Here is a 13,866-nt window from a genome sequence, read left to right as displayed (position 1 = left end):
GAGTACAGCAGGACGGGCAGCTTGCCGAGCTTGGTGTCGACCGGAGCGAGCACATGGCCCGCGGTCTTCGGCAACGTCACCTGTTGTGGCGTCAGGCCCTGGGAGGCGAGGAAGTGGGCGCCGGAGACTGCTGGCATCCACGGCGCCTCGTAGTGACCGCGGGTGGAGGCGGCCGGGTACCAGAACGACACCATCAGCTCGCGCGGCTTGTCACCGGGCACGTACGGGTCCGTGCGGGACTTGTCGACGAGGTGCAGGCTGAACGTGCCCACGCCGTGGCGCCCGGTCGGTGCGGGCAGACTGAGCTGGAGAGCGGACGTGGCCGCGCGGGGCGTGACGGCCTCCGGACGGACGGCCGTGTGCTGCTTCGGCACCCCGTCGTGCCGGGGGCCCAGGGCGAGTCGTCCCGCTCGGGCTGGGCGGGCGAGAACCCGGTGGCGGTGAGCCTGTTGGCCGTCTTCCCGGCGGCCATCGCCGGCGTCATCCCCGCACCCAGCGCGATGGCCAGCGTACCGGCCGTACCGACCGCTCTGGCGATCACTCTGCGCCGGTGGCGCGGTCGGCGGTGTTTCATGGGACCCCCTTGTTGAGCAGCGATCAAAGAACTGGCGATCGGCTGTTGTACGCCGTACCGCCGCAGTGGCCTGCGGATCTGGAGGCCCTGGCGTTCACCGCGGCCGCAATCGGCACGAGCAGTGACCTCGTCCGGCTGTGCCCTCCCGCCAGTCCTCTCTTTGTGCCGGCCTGCTCGTCGCTGAGCGCGGAGCCCCCGGCCGACGCGCAACAAGAGCTCCAGGCCGCCCGATCCCCCGCCGCCAAGGAGTGGCCCCACAGCTCGCTCGAGGTTCTTGACGCCTTGCGGAGTAGCCGCAGCAGTGGAGTTCGTCGGCGACGGCAGACACGCCGACCGCGGCAAGGCCACCGTCGCGCGGGAACCGCGCACGTCGTCACTGGCCTGTTCGACTGAGCTAGGGCCTGTTGCGAAAGCCGTAGGCGGCTGGCTCCACGACCCAGACCAGGCTTCCTTGGAGGAGCTGACGGGCCAGGGCCGGCCTGCTGGCACTCCCAGCTCACGGACGACTGGGGTGTTCGAGAGACGCCGCCCCACAATTCTCGCGTGCCGTCGGGAGTGCGGAGATAGCCTCGGCGCTGTCAACGTCCGAAGGGGAGGGGTAGAGGTATGCAAGGGCAAGACTGGATCGAACGTGCGGGAGAGCTGTTCGAAGCGGCGATGTTCGGCGGAGACACGTCCGCGCTGGACCGGTCGGATGAGGTGCTGGACTCAGTCGAGGCGCCGCTTGCCATGGCACGGGGCAAGGTGCTGCACGTCCGCTTCCTGAACGACCGCGAAGAGAACCCCCAGGAACTGGTGCTGTTTGAGCGCGCGGCCGAGTTGTACGAGCGTCTGGGGGATGCGTCGGGTGAGGCGGAAGCGCTGTTCTGGGTCGGCTGCTGGCACCAGGTGGTCAAGGGCGACGGCGTCACTGGCAGGCCGTACTTCGAGCGGTCGTACGCGCTGGCGAAATCCGTCGACGACCGGATGACTATGTCCTATGCGATTAGGCATCTCGGCTTCACCGACAAGGATGCGGGCCGCTTCGATCAGGCCCGCGAGCGGTTGATTGAATCGGTGACACTGCGCCGTGAGATCGGCTTCCGGCCCGGGGAAGCAGCTGGCCTGGTGGCACTGGCCTACTTCGCGGCCGAAACCGGGGACCCAGCGGCGGCGTTCCTCCACCTTGACGAGGCGCAGTCGGTCGCCGAGAGCTGCGGTGCCAAGGCCGTGTTGGGGTGGATCGAGCAAGCCCGCACGCACATCCGTTCCTAGGCTCTGACTGGGAAGCGCTGGTCACAGCCACTCATTGATGGCTGCGACCAGCACTGTCGCTTCGTAGCGGACGGCGAGTCTGTCGTACCGAGTGGCAACGGCCCGGTGACGCTTGAGCCGGTTGATCCCGACTCGACCGCGTGCCGCTGCTTGTAGTCGTCCTTGTCGAACTTCGGCGGCCGCCCGCCACGCGATCCGCGCTTGAGCCGGTTGCGGACTCGGTCCGCCGGAACCGGGATGGTGGCCTTGATCCCGCGTCTGCGCAGGTAGGAGCGATTGCTGCGCGAGTCGTATGCCTTGTCGGCCCGGACCCGGTCCGGGCGCTTGCGCGGCCTGCCAAGCCCCAGCCTCGGAACTCGGATGGCTTCCAGGACCGCTTCGAACTGCGGGGAGTCGCCCCGCTGCCCGGCCGTGATCACGACGGACAAGGGCTTCTGCCCCTGCTCGACCGCGAGGTGGATCTTGCTGGTCAGTCCGCCGCGCGAGCGTCCGAGGCCGTGGTCGGCCGGCTCGACGAAGATCCCGCCGGGTGGCTCCTTCTGAAGGTCCCCTTTTTCGCCGCCCCGGCAGCGTGCTGGTGGGCCCGGCAGACAGTGGAGTCGACGTTGACATCCCAGGTGATCAGGCCCTTCGCGTCCGCCTCGGCCTGGAGCTGGGTGAGGATTCTCGCCCAGGTGCCATCCCGCTGCCAGCGCCGGAACAGGTCATAGACCCGGTCCCACGGCCCATAACGTTCGGGCACGTCCCGCCAAGGCGCACCAGTCCGCGTCCGCCACCGTATGCCGTCTATCAACTGCCGCCGCGTCCACACCTGCGGCCGACCCGGTTTGAGTCCCGTCGGCAGCAGGGGCTCAAGCCGGGCCCACTGGCCGTTGGTCAGATCCCCACGCCCCACGGGACCTGATCATCGACGAACAAGATCCACTTTCGCAACAGACCCTAGGCGTGTTCCACTTTACCGGCACGCCGCAGGTCGAGCTGTCGAGCGCGACCGCCGACGGAAGGGCCGACGCGGACACCGCCTGGGGTGCCGTCGCCTTCCAGCCCCTCGCGTCCAAGCCGGCGAACTTGGTCGTGGTCATGGCGGACTCCTACTCGTCGGGTGAAGGAGCCACCGCCCCCGGTGGCGCCGATCTGTACCCGGAGACCGACCACCACGACAAGCTCAACGACGCCCAGACCGACAAGTGCCACCGCTCCAAGCTGGCATGGTCGCGGCAGGCGACGCTTCCCGGCTATGGCAAGTCGATAGGATCCATGGCCGACAGCTTCGATCCGGAGATGGACTACCACTTCGTCACCTGCTCCGGGGCACGCACCTATAACGTCCTGGACAAGCAGCAGGGCTCCGGCGAGGTACCTCAGATCCAGGCCGGCTACCTCGACGACAACACCACCCTGGTGACGCTGTCGATCGGCGGCAACGACGCCCGCTTCTCCGACATCGTGGCGAAGTGTTCAAACTCAACGACCCGAGCGCGTTCATGGTCCTCTACGTCTCCGACGAACTGCGCCGCCACGGCTGGCAGGTACCCGCCTACACCATGCCACCTCACGCCGAGGACATCGCCGTACTGCGCATCGTCGTCCGCGAGGGCTTCGGACGCGATCTCGCAGGCCGTTGTGCCATTCGCTGACGACGGTGGCAGCGGCACATGCCCCGTCGAGGGAGGCCACAGGGTTGTAGGCGGATGTGCACGGTAGGAAAACCGCACCTGCGGAGAGCGATATCTGTGCTCGTGAAATGAGATATAGGTGCGGGGTACGGCGAGTATTCCTCGACCGCCCGGCGGAGCGGAATTGTCCACCGCGCAAGGCCGATCGCACTGTGCTACTGTCGAGCTCAGTTGCAGGTGTGGTTGCCAGAAGGTTTTTCCGACGGCTGATCATCACGGCGACACGGAATGCGCACAGTGCGTATTCCTGTACACCGCCTCCGAAGGAGAAACAACATGGCTACTGGCACTGTGAAGTGGTTCAACGCGGAAAAGGGCTTCGGCTTCATCGAGCAGGACGGCGGCGGCCCCGACGTCTTCGCCCACTACTCGAACATCGCCGCCCAGGGTTTCCGCGAGCTGCTGGAAGGCCAGAAGGTGTCGTTCGACATCGCGCAGGGCCAGAAGGGCCCGACGGCCGAGAACATCGTTCCCGCCTGACGCACCGGCACGGACGCATACTTCGCAGCTGGGGCCCGCACCTTGGGGTGCGGGCCCCAGCTCGCTTTATTCCCAGGGCGATTCGGCCCTGTCTTTTTCGGCCCGTTCTCGCGATTCTGCGCCGCTCATTCTGCTGCGGAAATTCCTTGATACGTGCCCACATCGAGGAAGGTTCCGCATGAACCGCACACGTACCACTCGCGCACGCACCAATCGCACATACGACCGCTTCGGAGGAAGCGCCGCTGCGGGCCGTTCCGGCGTTCCGCACCGCTCCAGTGGTTACGGAAACCGAGAGCCCGCGGGGGGCGATTTCGCGCTGCCGAAGACGGTCGGGCCCGCGTTGCCCGCTGTCGAGTCGTTCGCCGATCTCGCCATGCCGGCGCCGTTGCTGGCCACGCTCGGCCATGAAGGCGTGACCGTACCGTTCCCGATCCAGGCGGCGACCCTGCCGAACTCCCTGGCCGGCCGTGACGTACTCGGTCGCGGCCGCACCGGCTCGGGCAAGACCCTCGCCTTCGGCCTCGCAGTACTGGCCCGTACGGCGGGCCGGCGTGCCGAGCCGCGTCGGCCGCTGGCCCTGATTCTCGTCCCCACCCGTGAGCTGGCCCAGCAGGTCACCGACGCGCTCGCTCCCTATGCCCGCTCCGTGAGCCTGCGGCTCGCCACCGTCGTCGGCGGAATGTCCATCGGCAGGCAGGCCGGTGCGCTGCGGGCCGGCGCGGAGGTGGTCGTCGCGACGCCCGGTCGGCTCAAGGACCTCATCGACCGGGGCGAGTGCCGACTCGCCGACGTCGACGTCACGGTGCTCGACGAGGCCGACCAGATGACCGACATGGGCTTCATGCCCCAGGTCACCATCCTGCTCGACCAAGTGCGCCCCGAGGGCCAGCGGATGTTGTTCTCGGCTACCCTGGACCGCAACGTCGACCTGCTGGTCCGCGGCTACCTGACCGACCCGGTGGTGCACTCCGCCGACCCGTCGGCCGGTGCCGTCACCACGATGGAACACCACGTACTCCATGTGCACGACGCGGACAAGCACCGTACGACCACCGAGATCGCGGCCCGGGACGGCCGGGTCATCATGTTCCTGGACACCAAGCACGCTGTGGACCGGCTGACGAAGCACCTGCTGAAAAGCGGTGTCCGCGCCGCGGCCCTGCACGGTGGCCGGTCCCAGCCGCAGCGCACCCGGACCCTGGCGCGGTTCAAGGACGGTCACGTCACCGTCCTGGTGGCCACCAACGTCGCGGCCCGCGGCATCCACTTCGACAGCCTCGACCTGGTCGTCAACGTGGATCCGCCCAGCGACCACAAGGACTATCTGCACCGTGGCGGCCGTACGGCCCGCGCCGGGGAGTCCGGCAGCGTCGTCACCCTGGTGACCCCCGGCCAACGCCGCGGCATGACCCGGCTGATGGCCTCGGCCGGCATCAGCCCGCGCGTCACCCCGGTCCGCTCGGGCGAGGCGGAGCTGAGCCGCATCACAGGCGCCCAAGCGCCCTCCGGGGTCCCAGTGGTCATCACCGCGCCTGTCGTGGAACGCACCCGCCGCGCGTCTTCGCCGTCCAGGGACCGCCGGGGCCGCACCGGCCAGGGCCGACCCGCCGGCGCGGGGGTGCGCCGCAGGGCACAGCGGCGGCCCGGCAACGACTCGGCTGCTTAGGCCGGCGCAGTTCCCGGAGCCCCGTTGGCCTCGCGGAAGCCGCCGTGGTCTCCCGTGGACGAAGGCCGCCAAGCCGACCAGCCCTTACCGAAGGAGACACCCTTGACGCCAGCGCGGACGCAGTACCGCAGGACGGACCCCACCCACGTGTCCGTGGTGAACGACAGCGAAGGGCACGGGCCTCGGGTATGTGACGACATGACCGTTGAGGTGGCTCTGGCCGTCATGGCGAGTGCCCGGGTCGAGTACCTGACCGTGTGCGACGGGGACGACGAGAGCACAGGCTTGGTCACCCGGCTCCGGCTCGCCGTTCTCCGCGACAGTTCCACGTACACGGACCGGATCCGTCTGCAGGACGTCCTCGACGTACCACTGCCCTCACCCGGCGGCCGCTCGGGCGACGTCGGTGAGTACGGCCGGGTTCCGGGCGTACCCGCCCTCGCATGCTGATCCGTCTCGCCCCGGGCGGCCCGTTCTCCTTCTCCCCGCGACTTCTCCCCTGTGAGGCATCATGCGCTGTGTCATCGCCCGGTACCCGTTCGACCTGACCAGAACCGGGGTGCTGGCCTCGATGAAGGGCGTCAGGCCCGAGCTCGTCACGGGGGCGTCCGTGACCATCGGCCGCCGCCGCTACCCCGTCAAGCAGGTGGGCCAGGTCATCACGCGACAGGACCCCCGTGACTTCACCGCCAGCGAGGTCGTGCGGGCCATGACGCGTCTCGGCTTCACCTGCCACGACCGCCCCGAGGGCGCGCCCGTGGGCGAGGGTGGACCCACTCTCCTCCAAACCGCGTCCGCACTGCTCGGCGGCACCGGCCCCGTGGCCGTGTAAGGACGGGCGGGAGACCGCCCTCAGGATCCCGGTGGGGTCCTGCCGACGCGCGTCGGCAGGGCCCCACCGCTGTGTCGCCGTCCGCTCGGAAAGCGCCGGCCGGGCAACGGGGCGGAGGCAGCGTCTCACCGGTCGAAGTGGATGAGATCTCCTACGGTCCATGCGCTGACATCCTTGATCGCGACTCGGTACATGCCGCCCGTCTCCGGGATGCCGAGGCTGCCCTGCAGGATGCGTGCGAGATGAAAGTGCAGATGCGTGGGCGCCTCGCCGCGACCGGGCCGGTTCCCTCGCGGACCGCGCGCAAAGACGTCCGAGAACGGGCCGAGACGGTCCGAGTCCTTCAGGACCTCCGCCACCCGCTCCCTCCACACGGCCTCCGGAGCCAGCCGGCCGGTGATGACGGCGCCACCGACGACCACGGTCAGCGACATCTGATTGCTTCGCTCGGACTCCACCGCGGCGGAGATGGCGACAAGCAGCTCATCAGGGTTCGACATGACAGCACAGCTTATTCGGCCCACCTGTATCAGGAACCGCCCGTGGGCTGAAGCAGTTGCGCGCTCGGCAGGAGGCGGCTTCCGCCAACCGGTGAGGCCCGATCGCGGCAGGCTTCTTCCTTCACCAGAAGGGTGAAATCTACTGTTGCATGAGTAGATTTTCATTCCTGACATGGGTATGCTTCCTCTCGTAGACACGGTCGACGAGACCCGCCAGACACGAACTGGCGGGTGGCTGAATACGAAGTACGCAGGTCAGTGCGGCTCTCGAGCCTCGAAGCCAGAGTGTTCCCAGAACGGTGACGGGACTGAGAGCCGCACTGGGCGGCTCGCACGTCGAGGAGCTGCCAACAGCAGTACCGGTTCACTCAGTGGTTGGTTCAGAGAGGAACAGAGGAGCAGACGCCATCAGGATCGCCCGGCCCGAGAAGCGTTCGGCCCGGGTACCGCAAGACCCCGGAAATGGATGGTGGTCCCCGGTCAAGCAGCTGCGATCCCCCCGCACCCCCCTCTGCCGAGCCGGGTAGCGGAAACAGAAGGTCGGCACAGTAGTGGGCCGACGGATGGTGTTCAATTTCCTTCGGGGCCCTGGTGCCGTACGCACCAGGGCCCCTCGACGCGTTGCACAACGAGGTGACATGACATCGGACAACCCCCTGAATGATCGTCTGGACGACGACGACTACCCGGCGTACACGATGGGCCGGGCAGCCGAGATGCTCGGCGCCACCCCGGCCTTCCTCCGAGCCATCGGTGAGGCTCGTCTGATCACTCCGCTCCGCTCGGAGGGAGGACATCGCCGGTACTCCCGCTACCAACTGCGGATCGCCGCGCGCGCCCGAGAGCTCGTCGACAAGGGGACTCCGATCGAGGCCGCGTGCCGCATCGTCATCCTCGAGGACCAGCTCGAGGAAGCGCAGCGCATCAACGCCGAGTACCGTCGTGCCGCCAGCGAATCGGCGGGCCGCGCCGGCTCCGACTCCGCCTGAACACGCGGGCGCGTGCCGTATCCGGAACGCCGTCTTGCGGCCGAAGGAGAGCACAGCTCGGAAAGTCGCCGGTCCGCTGCTGCCGAACCGACGCCGCCCTCGCCTCCGGGAGGCGCACCCCGCCCGCTCTGTACTCGCCAAGGACCCCCGGGCATGTCGACGGAGACAGCGGCGCCAAGCGCAGAGCCCGTTCGCGCAAGCGCTTCGGCCGGCGTCCTTCGACGCCGTGCCCACAGCGTGCCCATAAGAGCGGACAACCAGGGTCACCAGCGGTACCAACCGGCCCGTGCAACGGCGCAGGCGTATCCCATCCCCACAGGTCAGCCGCCATGCGGCCGCCCAAGCGCCGTCGCTTCCCAAGCTGAGAGCGCGAGTTCGATTCTCGTCACCCGCTCCAGATTGAAACCCCAGGTCAGCGGCCTGGGGTTTGCTTGTTGTCTAGTCCAATTTGAGCGTGGCGTGCCCTCCGCGTGCCCTAAGTCGAGGCTGAGCAATCACTTCAGGGGCGCCTGGACGCCTCTCTGGCCACCCCTGCCCTGGTTCGTCTCAAATGGCGAGATGCATTTCGCGTGATCTGCGCCACAAGTTGTGCAAATGATGGTGAAGTCGCTTACTCAAAGGGCGACTTGCGGGCTGGCACGCAGGTGTCGACCATCCGGACTGCACTTCGGTCGTTCCGCAGCGGCAGCATGAGCGGGTGGTTCACAATGCGCGCCATGCCCACGAGGTACGACCGTTCTCGAAGACGCCGAACGTCATCGCGTTGTGGGCGTCCCACAAGAAAGGGACGCCTTGCAAGCTCCCCCAGGAGATCGGCCGAGGCTGTCGACACCACGCCACCCGAGCTGAGCGTGAAGCTGCCGCCGAGGAGGCAAAAGCTCGGACCGAGACGGCGAGGCAGCAGGCAGAACGAGAACAACGGACGATCAGAGTCGTGCTCTCGCTCTCACCCTGGCCGTGTTTGTTGGCCTTGGCGTCGGTGTCTGGGAGCCCTCACCCGCTCACTGCAGCGACGGGTGGCCGTCCAGCTCCATCGGCCGACGAGGTGCATGTTCACACCACGGCGGCGTTGTCGCTGGGCTCCCATGGGCCACGTTGTTCTTCGACTGATCACGCAGGACGCGGCAACCCAGAGCTTCGACCCTTGCCTTAGGCAGGCACCAGGTCTCCCAACGCTTCACGAAGGGCGGTGCCTACGACAGGTCCTGCCACGGCCACCTGCCGAAGCTCTTCGCCCTTCATGTAGCGGTAGCTCTGTGGAGGGTGGAAAGCTCCCGCGGAGCGCAGCGCGCTGAGCGTCACCGGCTCGTCGAAGGAGACGGGATCCTCCAGCGTGAGGCCGCTCGCCTGAGTCGCGCCACTCATGTAGGCGTCGTACTCACGCCGAGTGATTCCCGTCTGGGCGCTGTGGGCGGACCACACCTCCTTTGGGGAGGCGACATGGACTGAAGCGATGCGCGCCATGCCCACCACAGCCATGGTGGGCGCGGTCGCGTACAGCAGAACCGGGGTTCCGGGTGGCGCAGCGACGCGTTGGCGGCGGACCTCCACCGTCTTGCTGCCGGCCAAAATCGCGGTGGCGAAGCGCGGGTGGACGGACAGCAGCATCGCGCGTTCCGGATCGTTCACGTCGTTCGGTGCCCCTCTTGGTAGATCGCCTGGAACAGCTCCTCGCTGATCTTGGACAGCGAGATCAGCGAACTCGGCGACCACGGTAGTCCCCGCTCCCTGGCCAGCGAGGTCAATCGCCGCAGCGTCACCGGCTTCGGGAAGATCTCGGTGTCCGAGAACCTCAGTGCCATGGCGTGCCCGGAGGTGTCAGCAGCTGCTCTCCAGACCGCCGAGTCGATCAGCGACGTACTGGTGTGGCGACTACGCCGCACGGCTGGCCTGCCCGCCGACGCACTCACGGCGCCGGCCCCTCAGCCATCCCACCGCAACGCCGTGGTGTTTGCGGACGCCGCCCAACGCCTTGGATCCCCGGATGCCGCTCCGGGACGCCGACGGTAACCCCACCGCATGGAGGCGCCCTTGGCTCAACGTTCGACCTGGGCGCCCCCGTGCGCGGCTTATGCGGTCTGCGGGCCGTGATGAGCTTGCCGACGCCGCTCACGCTGACGACGAAGTGCAGGGTGCGGCCTCCTGCCCGGAGCGGTCGGCTCGGTCACACGGGGACTCCAAGGCGGTGAGCTTCCCGTTGTGCAGCCAGTTGGTTCGCCAGTTCCCCGGCGCCCACCTTGCTCAGGGCCCAGAGGCTGGTGGATCGCCGGGCGGACTGCCAGAGCGGGTTATCCGTGTCCACAGGGGTGTGGAAAGGCACAACGGGGATGCCGTGGGCATCGAAGGGGGCGGAGTCGAGGTAACGCATACCACCTGTGCCGCAGAGATAGTGGGTGCTGCCAGTGGCCACCGCGAGGCCGGCGAGGCGCTCGGATCGGCCTTGACGGGTCGGGATCCCACTGCTGGACAGCACCTGCCCCGTCCAGCCGAGCGCACTGAGCAGGGCGAGCGTCGATGCTCTGGCGATGGAAACCACGTGGTCGGTGGCGTCCAGCCTGTCCAGCACCGAGTCGAGGACATCACGTACGGCATCCCAGTGGTGGCTGCGGCCGTAGTACTGGCGCACGAGCAGCTGGACCGTCCGGCGCGAGCGGCAGGGGTCGACGAGCCGTGCCTGGCTGATCAACGTCGGGCGCCCGCGGGGAAGGCGCGTGGGGAGTGTGAGCCACTGCTGCCGGGTCGGATCGTCCAGGGCGACGAGGCGGGCACGGTGTTGGTAGTCGCGCCGGGCGAACTGCACGTCGTCCAAGACGATCCACCGGTCGGCGACGAACAGCTTCGCCAACGTGGACAGTCGTGGGAACAGGTTCGGTTGATGAACCGCACAGATCCCACTCGGCGGGCCGCCGCGTGGTGGCTCAGGTGCTGATGAGGCGGCTGTCGAAACCTGCGCCCAGGAGGCGCTCGTACGCGTCATACACGTCCCCCGGTACGTCCTGCTCGACGGCGAAGCCGAGCTTCGGGTACTCGATCACCCGTTGCAGGTCGCCCACGAGCATGTCGACGACGAGCTTCTCGTCGCCGATGGACTTGATGTAGTCGTCCAGCTCCAGCGGCTCGGAGGCGCACACGACGTCCGCCTCAGGCCACAGCTTGCGGCAGGTCGCGTACGAACGCCGCTCCATGTACGGCTTGGAGATCAGCAGCAGCGACTCGACCTCCACACCCGCCTCGTCCAGCAGCTCGCGGGAAAAGGTGATGTTCTGGCCCGTGTTGGCCGCCTTCGGCTCGACCAGGATCGCCTCGTCCGGCACGCCCAAACTCAGCGCGTGCTCGCGGTAGTGGACGGCCTCCCCTCGCGGGAAGCGGGCGCGGGTGGTGGGGCTGTTGCCGCCGCTGAAGACGAGGACCGGGAAGAGGCCGGCACGGTAGAGGTCGGCGGCTGCGGTGGCCACCCCGAGGTCGTGACTTCCCAGGCCGATCGCTGCCGAGCAGGGCCGCTGCTCGTGGCCCATCTGGTGGTAGTCCCAGATCAGCATCGCATCGTGGAACTGCTCGTTGGTGATCTGGCGCTGCTCGTGCTCCGGCACTGGCACTCCCTGGCTCATCCCTGCTGGCCCTTTCGGATGCCCTCGATGCTGCGCAGCTGGTGACTCAGCCCGTACTGCCGGGCCATCTGCGCCGCCTGATCGAGGACGGACAGCCCATCATTCCGGGTCGCCGTGTCCGACAGAAGGATGTGCCCGTAGGCGGTGTCCAGCCGGACCCGCTGCATCGGGGAGTCGACCGTACCGGTGGTGCGCGCGATGCCGATGTAGTGCAGGGCCTGCTTCAAGTCGCCGGCACCGCGGTGGGCGAGGGCCAGCTTCTGGTGGGCGACCGACCAGTCCTCCGGCTCGCCCAGGTCCTCGAAGGCGCGGGTGGCGGCCGTCATGACCTGGGTGGCGTACTCGTTGTTGCCCTCCTTGCTCAACGCGGTACCCACCCACAGCCGCGCTCTGGCTCGGTCGCGCGGGCTCAGGCGCTCGTCCGCGGCAAGGAGTTCGTATTGGCGAGCGGAGACGCCGAGCTCTCCCGACATCTCGCGGACGACGGCGAGGGAAAGATCGATCTGGGCCACTCGGCGCGGGATGTCGAGCTCGGTGAACATGCCGCGGGCCAAGGTGTAGGAGTGCCGGGCGGAGAGCGGGCCGAGGATTGCTCCCTGGTCCCGCTGGAGGTCACCGAGAAGCACCAGGGACCGGCCGTACAAGTACAAGCCCTTTGCATCCAGTTGGCGGGGGTCGAGACGTCCCAGCCAGCGGTTCAACAGGTCAGTGGCGAACGGGAAGTTCTGGCGGCTGATGCAGACGACAGCGCGCTCGATGTCCTCGGTCCAGGTCTCGTGGTCCGCCGGCCGGGCGCTCTTCCGCTGAGGGAACAGCAGCGTCTCGAACCGGGCCTGGGTGGCGGAGTCTGCGCGGGCGAGCGCGGTGTCCAGGATGGCCTGCGTGTCAGGCCGAGGCTGGGTCTCCGCGCCCAGGCTCTCCCACTTCGCGACCGTGCGTAGGGCGACACCGAGATGTTCGGCGAAGGCGCGCGTGCTCATGCGCAGCGCGGCCCGCAGGGCGCTTGCTTCCCGGCCGGTCCATTGCTGCACGCTGACCACGGATGACCTCCCTCCTCACGCATCGAAGCACTCTCTGTGACGGCGTGGGGCGGAAAGTGCAACGGAAGCGCAACAGCAGGTCATTTCAAGGCCGTTCGCGTCGGCCGACGCTGAGGGCATGGACGACGAACTCATCACGGAACGCCGCTCCGTCGCCTTCCCCCAGGTCTTCGGTTACCTGCGCCATGCCACCGGCGGCCTCGCCCGCCACGCGGCGCTGATCGGCTGCCTCACTGAGTACTGTCGGCAGCATGAGCTGGCGCTGTGCGGCGTGTTCACGGACCGGGAGTCGACGGTGGTCGTCCGTTCGCCCGCCTTCGTCGGACTCCTGGACGCGCTGGAGCTGCCAGACATTTATGGCGCCGTTGTGCCTGCATTCAGCCACCTCGGCCCAAAGCGCATGGCCGCCGATCGGGAGCGGCAGATAGCGGCCACAGGCACCCGTCTGATCGTGGTCCGCTCCACCAGGCCGTTGTCTGCCCCCGCGTCATCACGGGGAGCGGGCACCAGCCGCCTGTGCCAAGGGGTACGTGATGTCCGTTCGTGATGCCCTGCGAAATGCGCCCATGGTCGCCGACGTGCCTGGGCTGCGCCTGCTCCGAGTCGGTGAGGGCTGGGACCTCGTACGAACCCCTGCGGACATCGGCTTCCTGGCCCTGGCCCACCTGCGGGCCACCGGTGCGGCGGTCGGTCCGGTGCTTTACGACGGCCCCAACGAACGCGTCTACTACGCCGTGGGAACTGGCACTGCCGAAACCTGGGCCAACCTACCGGTACGGCATCTCTCCACTAACGCATGGCTCGTCGCACCCGGCCTGGAGCAGATCGACGATTGGTTCGGCGGCTGGTGCGAGCTGCCCGACGACGACACCCTCACCGACGCAGAAGTCCTCCGCTCCGCGCTCCAGCACCCGTACGTCACTGCCACCCTGCAGGAGGTGTGTCGGTGAGCATCCGAGCGATCACGTGCCACAAGGATTGGACCCTCCAGCCCGACCAGGAGCCCGACGCCGAACCCACCACCTATGCGATGCAGTGCGCGGTCTGCGGCGAGAGCTCGCCGAGCAGTGTCGACTTCGCCGAACCGCAGAGCTGGGTCTTCACGCACGGGGGCCGCAACCCCTCGCACCACACCTACCGGGAGATCATCACTCGGCCGTGGCGGGCCTGGTGGAAGCCGTGATAGGCCGCGCGGCGAGCTGGTTCGCACGCTACACGGGCCCCTGCTGATCATGCTGATCTGC

Annotated in this window: 16 protein-coding genes and 2 pseudogenes; 10 read left to right on the top strand and 8 right to left on the bottom strand. The window is 68.0% G+C overall.

Annotated elements, in window-relative coordinates:
- Positions 1 to 374: pseudogene (locus ACWDEN_RS13310) on the bottom strand (hydrolase); the annotation flags it as partial.
- An 806-nt stretch (positions 375 to 1,180) separates the two neighbouring features.
- Here ACWDEN_RS13310 and ACWDEN_RS13305 point away from each other — a divergent pair.
- Positions 1,181 to 1,828, top strand: coding sequence for a tetratricopeptide repeat protein (locus tag ACWDEN_RS13305; protein ID WP_351623003.1), 648 nt, complete (start codon positions 1,181 to 1,183; stop codon positions 1,826 to 1,828).
- A gap of 21 nt (positions 1,829 to 1,849) precedes the next feature.
- On the opposite strand, the pseudogene ACWDEN_RS13300 reads toward ACWDEN_RS13305, so the two are convergent.
- Positions 1,850 to 2,723, bottom strand: a pseudogene (locus ACWDEN_RS13300) (IS5 family transposase).
- Between the two features lie 559 nt (positions 2,724 to 3,282).
- On the opposite strand from ACWDEN_RS13300, the gene ACWDEN_RS13295 reads away from it, so the two are divergent.
- The 5 genes from ACWDEN_RS13295 (at position 3,283) to ACWDEN_RS13275 (ending at position 6,485) form a co-directional block, all read left to right on the top strand.
- Complete coding sequence (locus tag ACWDEN_RS13295; protein WP_450858909.1) at positions 3,283 to 3,465, top strand: hypothetical protein; 183 nt, start codon at positions 3,283 to 3,285, stop codon at positions 3,463 to 3,465.
- Positions 3,466 to 3,780: 315 nt separating this feature from the next.
- A complete protein-coding gene (locus ACWDEN_RS13290; protein WP_030342329.1) occupies positions 3,781 to 3,984 on the top strand; it encodes a cold-shock protein in 204 nt (67 codons plus the stop codon).
- Positions 3,985 to 4,162: 178 nt separating this feature from the next.
- Positions 4,163 to 5,653 (top strand): DEAD/DEAH box helicase, encoded by a 1,491-nt coding sequence (locus tag ACWDEN_RS13285; RefSeq protein ID WP_450858907.1) that lies wholly within the window; start codon positions 4,163 to 4,165, stop codon positions 5,651 to 5,653.
- A 198-nt stretch (positions 5,654 to 5,851) separates the two neighbouring features.
- Entirely contained in the window at positions 5,852 to 6,103 is a 252-nt protein-coding gene (locus tag ACWDEN_RS13280; protein ID WP_351619220.1) for a CBS domain-containing protein, read from the top strand.
- A gap of 61 nt (positions 6,104 to 6,164) precedes the next feature.
- On the top strand, positions 6,165 to 6,485 hold the full coding sequence (locus ACWDEN_RS13275; RefSeq protein WP_351619218.1) for an SCO5918 family protein: 321 nt from the start codon (positions 6,165 to 6,167) through the stop codon (positions 6,483 to 6,485).
- 125 nt (positions 6,486 to 6,610) lie between these two features.
- On the opposite strand, the gene ACWDEN_RS13270 is transcribed toward ACWDEN_RS13275, so the two are convergent.
- Positions 6,611 to 6,985, bottom strand: a complete 375-nt coding sequence (locus ACWDEN_RS13270; RefSeq protein ID WP_031172494.1) for a hypothetical protein — start codon at positions 6,983 to 6,985, stop codon at positions 6,611 to 6,613.
- Positions 6,986 to 7,623: 638 nt separating this feature from the next.
- Here ACWDEN_RS13270 and ACWDEN_RS13265 point away from each other — a divergent pair.
- Positions 7,624 to 7,974, top strand: a complete 351-nt coding sequence (locus tag ACWDEN_RS13265; protein WP_067004705.1) for a MerR family transcriptional regulator — start codon at positions 7,624 to 7,626, stop codon at positions 7,972 to 7,974.
- Between the two features lie 1,149 nt (positions 7,975 to 9,123).
- On the opposite strand, the gene ACWDEN_RS13260 is transcribed toward ACWDEN_RS13265, so the two are convergent.
- The 5 genes from ACWDEN_RS13260 to ACWDEN_RS13240 form a co-directional block, all read right to left on the bottom strand.
- Entirely contained in the window at positions 9,124 to 9,603 is a 480-nt protein-coding gene (locus ACWDEN_RS13260; protein WP_351619212.1) for an ASCH domain-containing protein, read from the bottom strand.
- Positions 9,600 to 9,776, bottom strand: a complete 177-nt coding sequence (locus ACWDEN_RS13255) for a hypothetical protein (RefSeq protein WP_225627208.1) — start codon at positions 9,774 to 9,776, stop codon at positions 9,600 to 9,602. The genes ACWDEN_RS13260 and ACWDEN_RS13255 overlap by 4 nt, the downstream gene beginning before the upstream one ends.
- Positions 9,777 to 10,138: 362 nt before the next feature.
- The gene (locus ACWDEN_RS13250; RefSeq protein ID WP_450858904.1) at positions 10,139 to 10,951 is read right to left on the bottom strand and encodes a WbqC family protein; all 813 of its coding nucleotides are present in this window, start codon (positions 10,949 to 10,951) and stop codon (positions 10,139 to 10,141) included.
- On the bottom strand, positions 10,893 to 11,582 hold the full coding sequence (locus ACWDEN_RS13245) for a YdcF family protein (RefSeq protein WP_351619209.1): 690 nt from the start codon (positions 11,580 to 11,582) through the stop codon (positions 10,893 to 10,895). Before ACWDEN_RS13245 ends, ACWDEN_RS13250 begins: the two co-directional genes overlap by 59 nt.
- The gene (locus ACWDEN_RS13240) at positions 11,579 to 12,622 is read right to left on the bottom strand and encodes a helix-turn-helix domain-containing protein (RefSeq protein WP_351619206.1); all 1,044 of its coding nucleotides are present in this window, start codon (positions 12,620 to 12,622) and stop codon (positions 11,579 to 11,581) included. The genes ACWDEN_RS13245 and ACWDEN_RS13240 overlap by 4 nt, the downstream gene beginning before the upstream one ends.
- Before the next feature lie 118 nt (positions 12,623 to 12,740).
- On the opposite strand from ACWDEN_RS13240, the gene ACWDEN_RS13235 reads away from it, so the two are divergent.
- The 3 genes from ACWDEN_RS13235 to ACWDEN_RS13225 are packed head-to-tail and all read left to right on the top strand — an operon-like array spanning position 12,741 to position 13,805.
- Positions 12,741 to 13,169, top strand: coding sequence for a hypothetical protein (locus tag ACWDEN_RS13235; RefSeq protein WP_351619203.1), 429 nt, complete (start codon positions 12,741 to 12,743; stop codon positions 13,167 to 13,169).
- Entirely contained in the window at positions 13,156 to 13,572 is a 417-nt protein-coding gene (locus ACWDEN_RS13230) for a hypothetical protein (RefSeq protein WP_351619200.1), read from the top strand. Before ACWDEN_RS13235 ends, ACWDEN_RS13230 begins: the two co-directional genes overlap by 14 nt.
- Positions 13,569 to 13,805, top strand: coding sequence for a DUF7848 domain-containing protein (locus tag ACWDEN_RS13225; protein ID WP_450858901.1), 237 nt, complete (start codon positions 13,569 to 13,571; stop codon positions 13,803 to 13,805). The genes ACWDEN_RS13230 and ACWDEN_RS13225 overlap by 4 nt, the downstream gene beginning before the upstream one ends.
- Positions 13,806 to 13,866 lie beyond the last annotated feature (61 nt).

Source organism: Streptomyces sp. NPDC001153, from assembly GCF_053598315.1.
The sequence above is the reverse complement of the archived record's forward strand: the minus strand, read 5'-3'. Positions and strand labels throughout refer to the sequence as shown.

Excerpts from the sequence above, each read along its gene's own strand:
- ACWDEN_RS13250 (WP_450858904.1), bottom strand. The coding sequence starts at position 10,951 with ATGACGCGTACGAGCGCCTCCTGGGCGCAGGTTTCGACAGCCGCCTCA.
- ACWDEN_RS13265 (WP_067004705.1), top strand. The coding sequence starts at position 7,624 with ATGACATCGGACAACCCCCTGAATGATCGTCTGGACGACGACGACTAC.
- ACWDEN_RS13290 (WP_030342329.1), top strand. The coding sequence starts at position 3,781 with ATGGCTACTGGCACTGTGAAGTGGTTCAACGCGGAAAAGGGCTTCGGC.
- ACWDEN_RS13280 (WP_351619220.1), top strand. The coding sequence starts at position 5,852 with ATGACCGTTGAGGTGGCTCTGGCCGTCATGGCGAGTGCCCGGGTCGAG.
- ACWDEN_RS13235 (WP_351619203.1), top strand. The coding sequence starts at position 12,741 with ATGGACGACGAACTCATCACGGAACGCCGCTCCGTCGCCTTCCCCCAG.
- ACWDEN_RS13255 (WP_225627208.1), bottom strand. The coding sequence starts at position 9,776 with ATGGCACTGAGGTTCTCGGACACCGAGATCTTCCCGAAGCCGGTGACG.
- ACWDEN_RS13285 (WP_450858907.1), top strand. The coding sequence starts at position 4,163 with ATGAACCGCACACGTACCACTCGCGCACGCACCAATCGCACATACGAC.
- ACWDEN_RS13270 (WP_031172494.1), bottom strand. The coding sequence starts at position 6,985 with ATGTCGAACCCTGATGAGCTGCTTGTCGCCATCTCCGCCGCGGTGGAG.
- ACWDEN_RS13275 (WP_351619218.1), top strand. The coding sequence starts at position 6,165 with ATGCGCTGTGTCATCGCCCGGTACCCGTTCGACCTGACCAGAACCGGG.
- ACWDEN_RS13230 (WP_351619200.1), top strand. The coding sequence starts at position 13,156 with ATGTCCGTTCGTGATGCCCTGCGAAATGCGCCCATGGTCGCCGACGTG.
- ACWDEN_RS13305 (WP_351623003.1), top strand. The coding sequence starts at position 1,181 with ATGCAAGGGCAAGACTGGATCGAACGTGCGGGAGAGCTGTTCGAAGCG.
- ACWDEN_RS13245 (WP_351619209.1), bottom strand. The coding sequence starts at position 11,582 with ATGAGCCAGGGAGTGCCAGTGCCGGAGCACGAGCAGCGCCAGATCACC.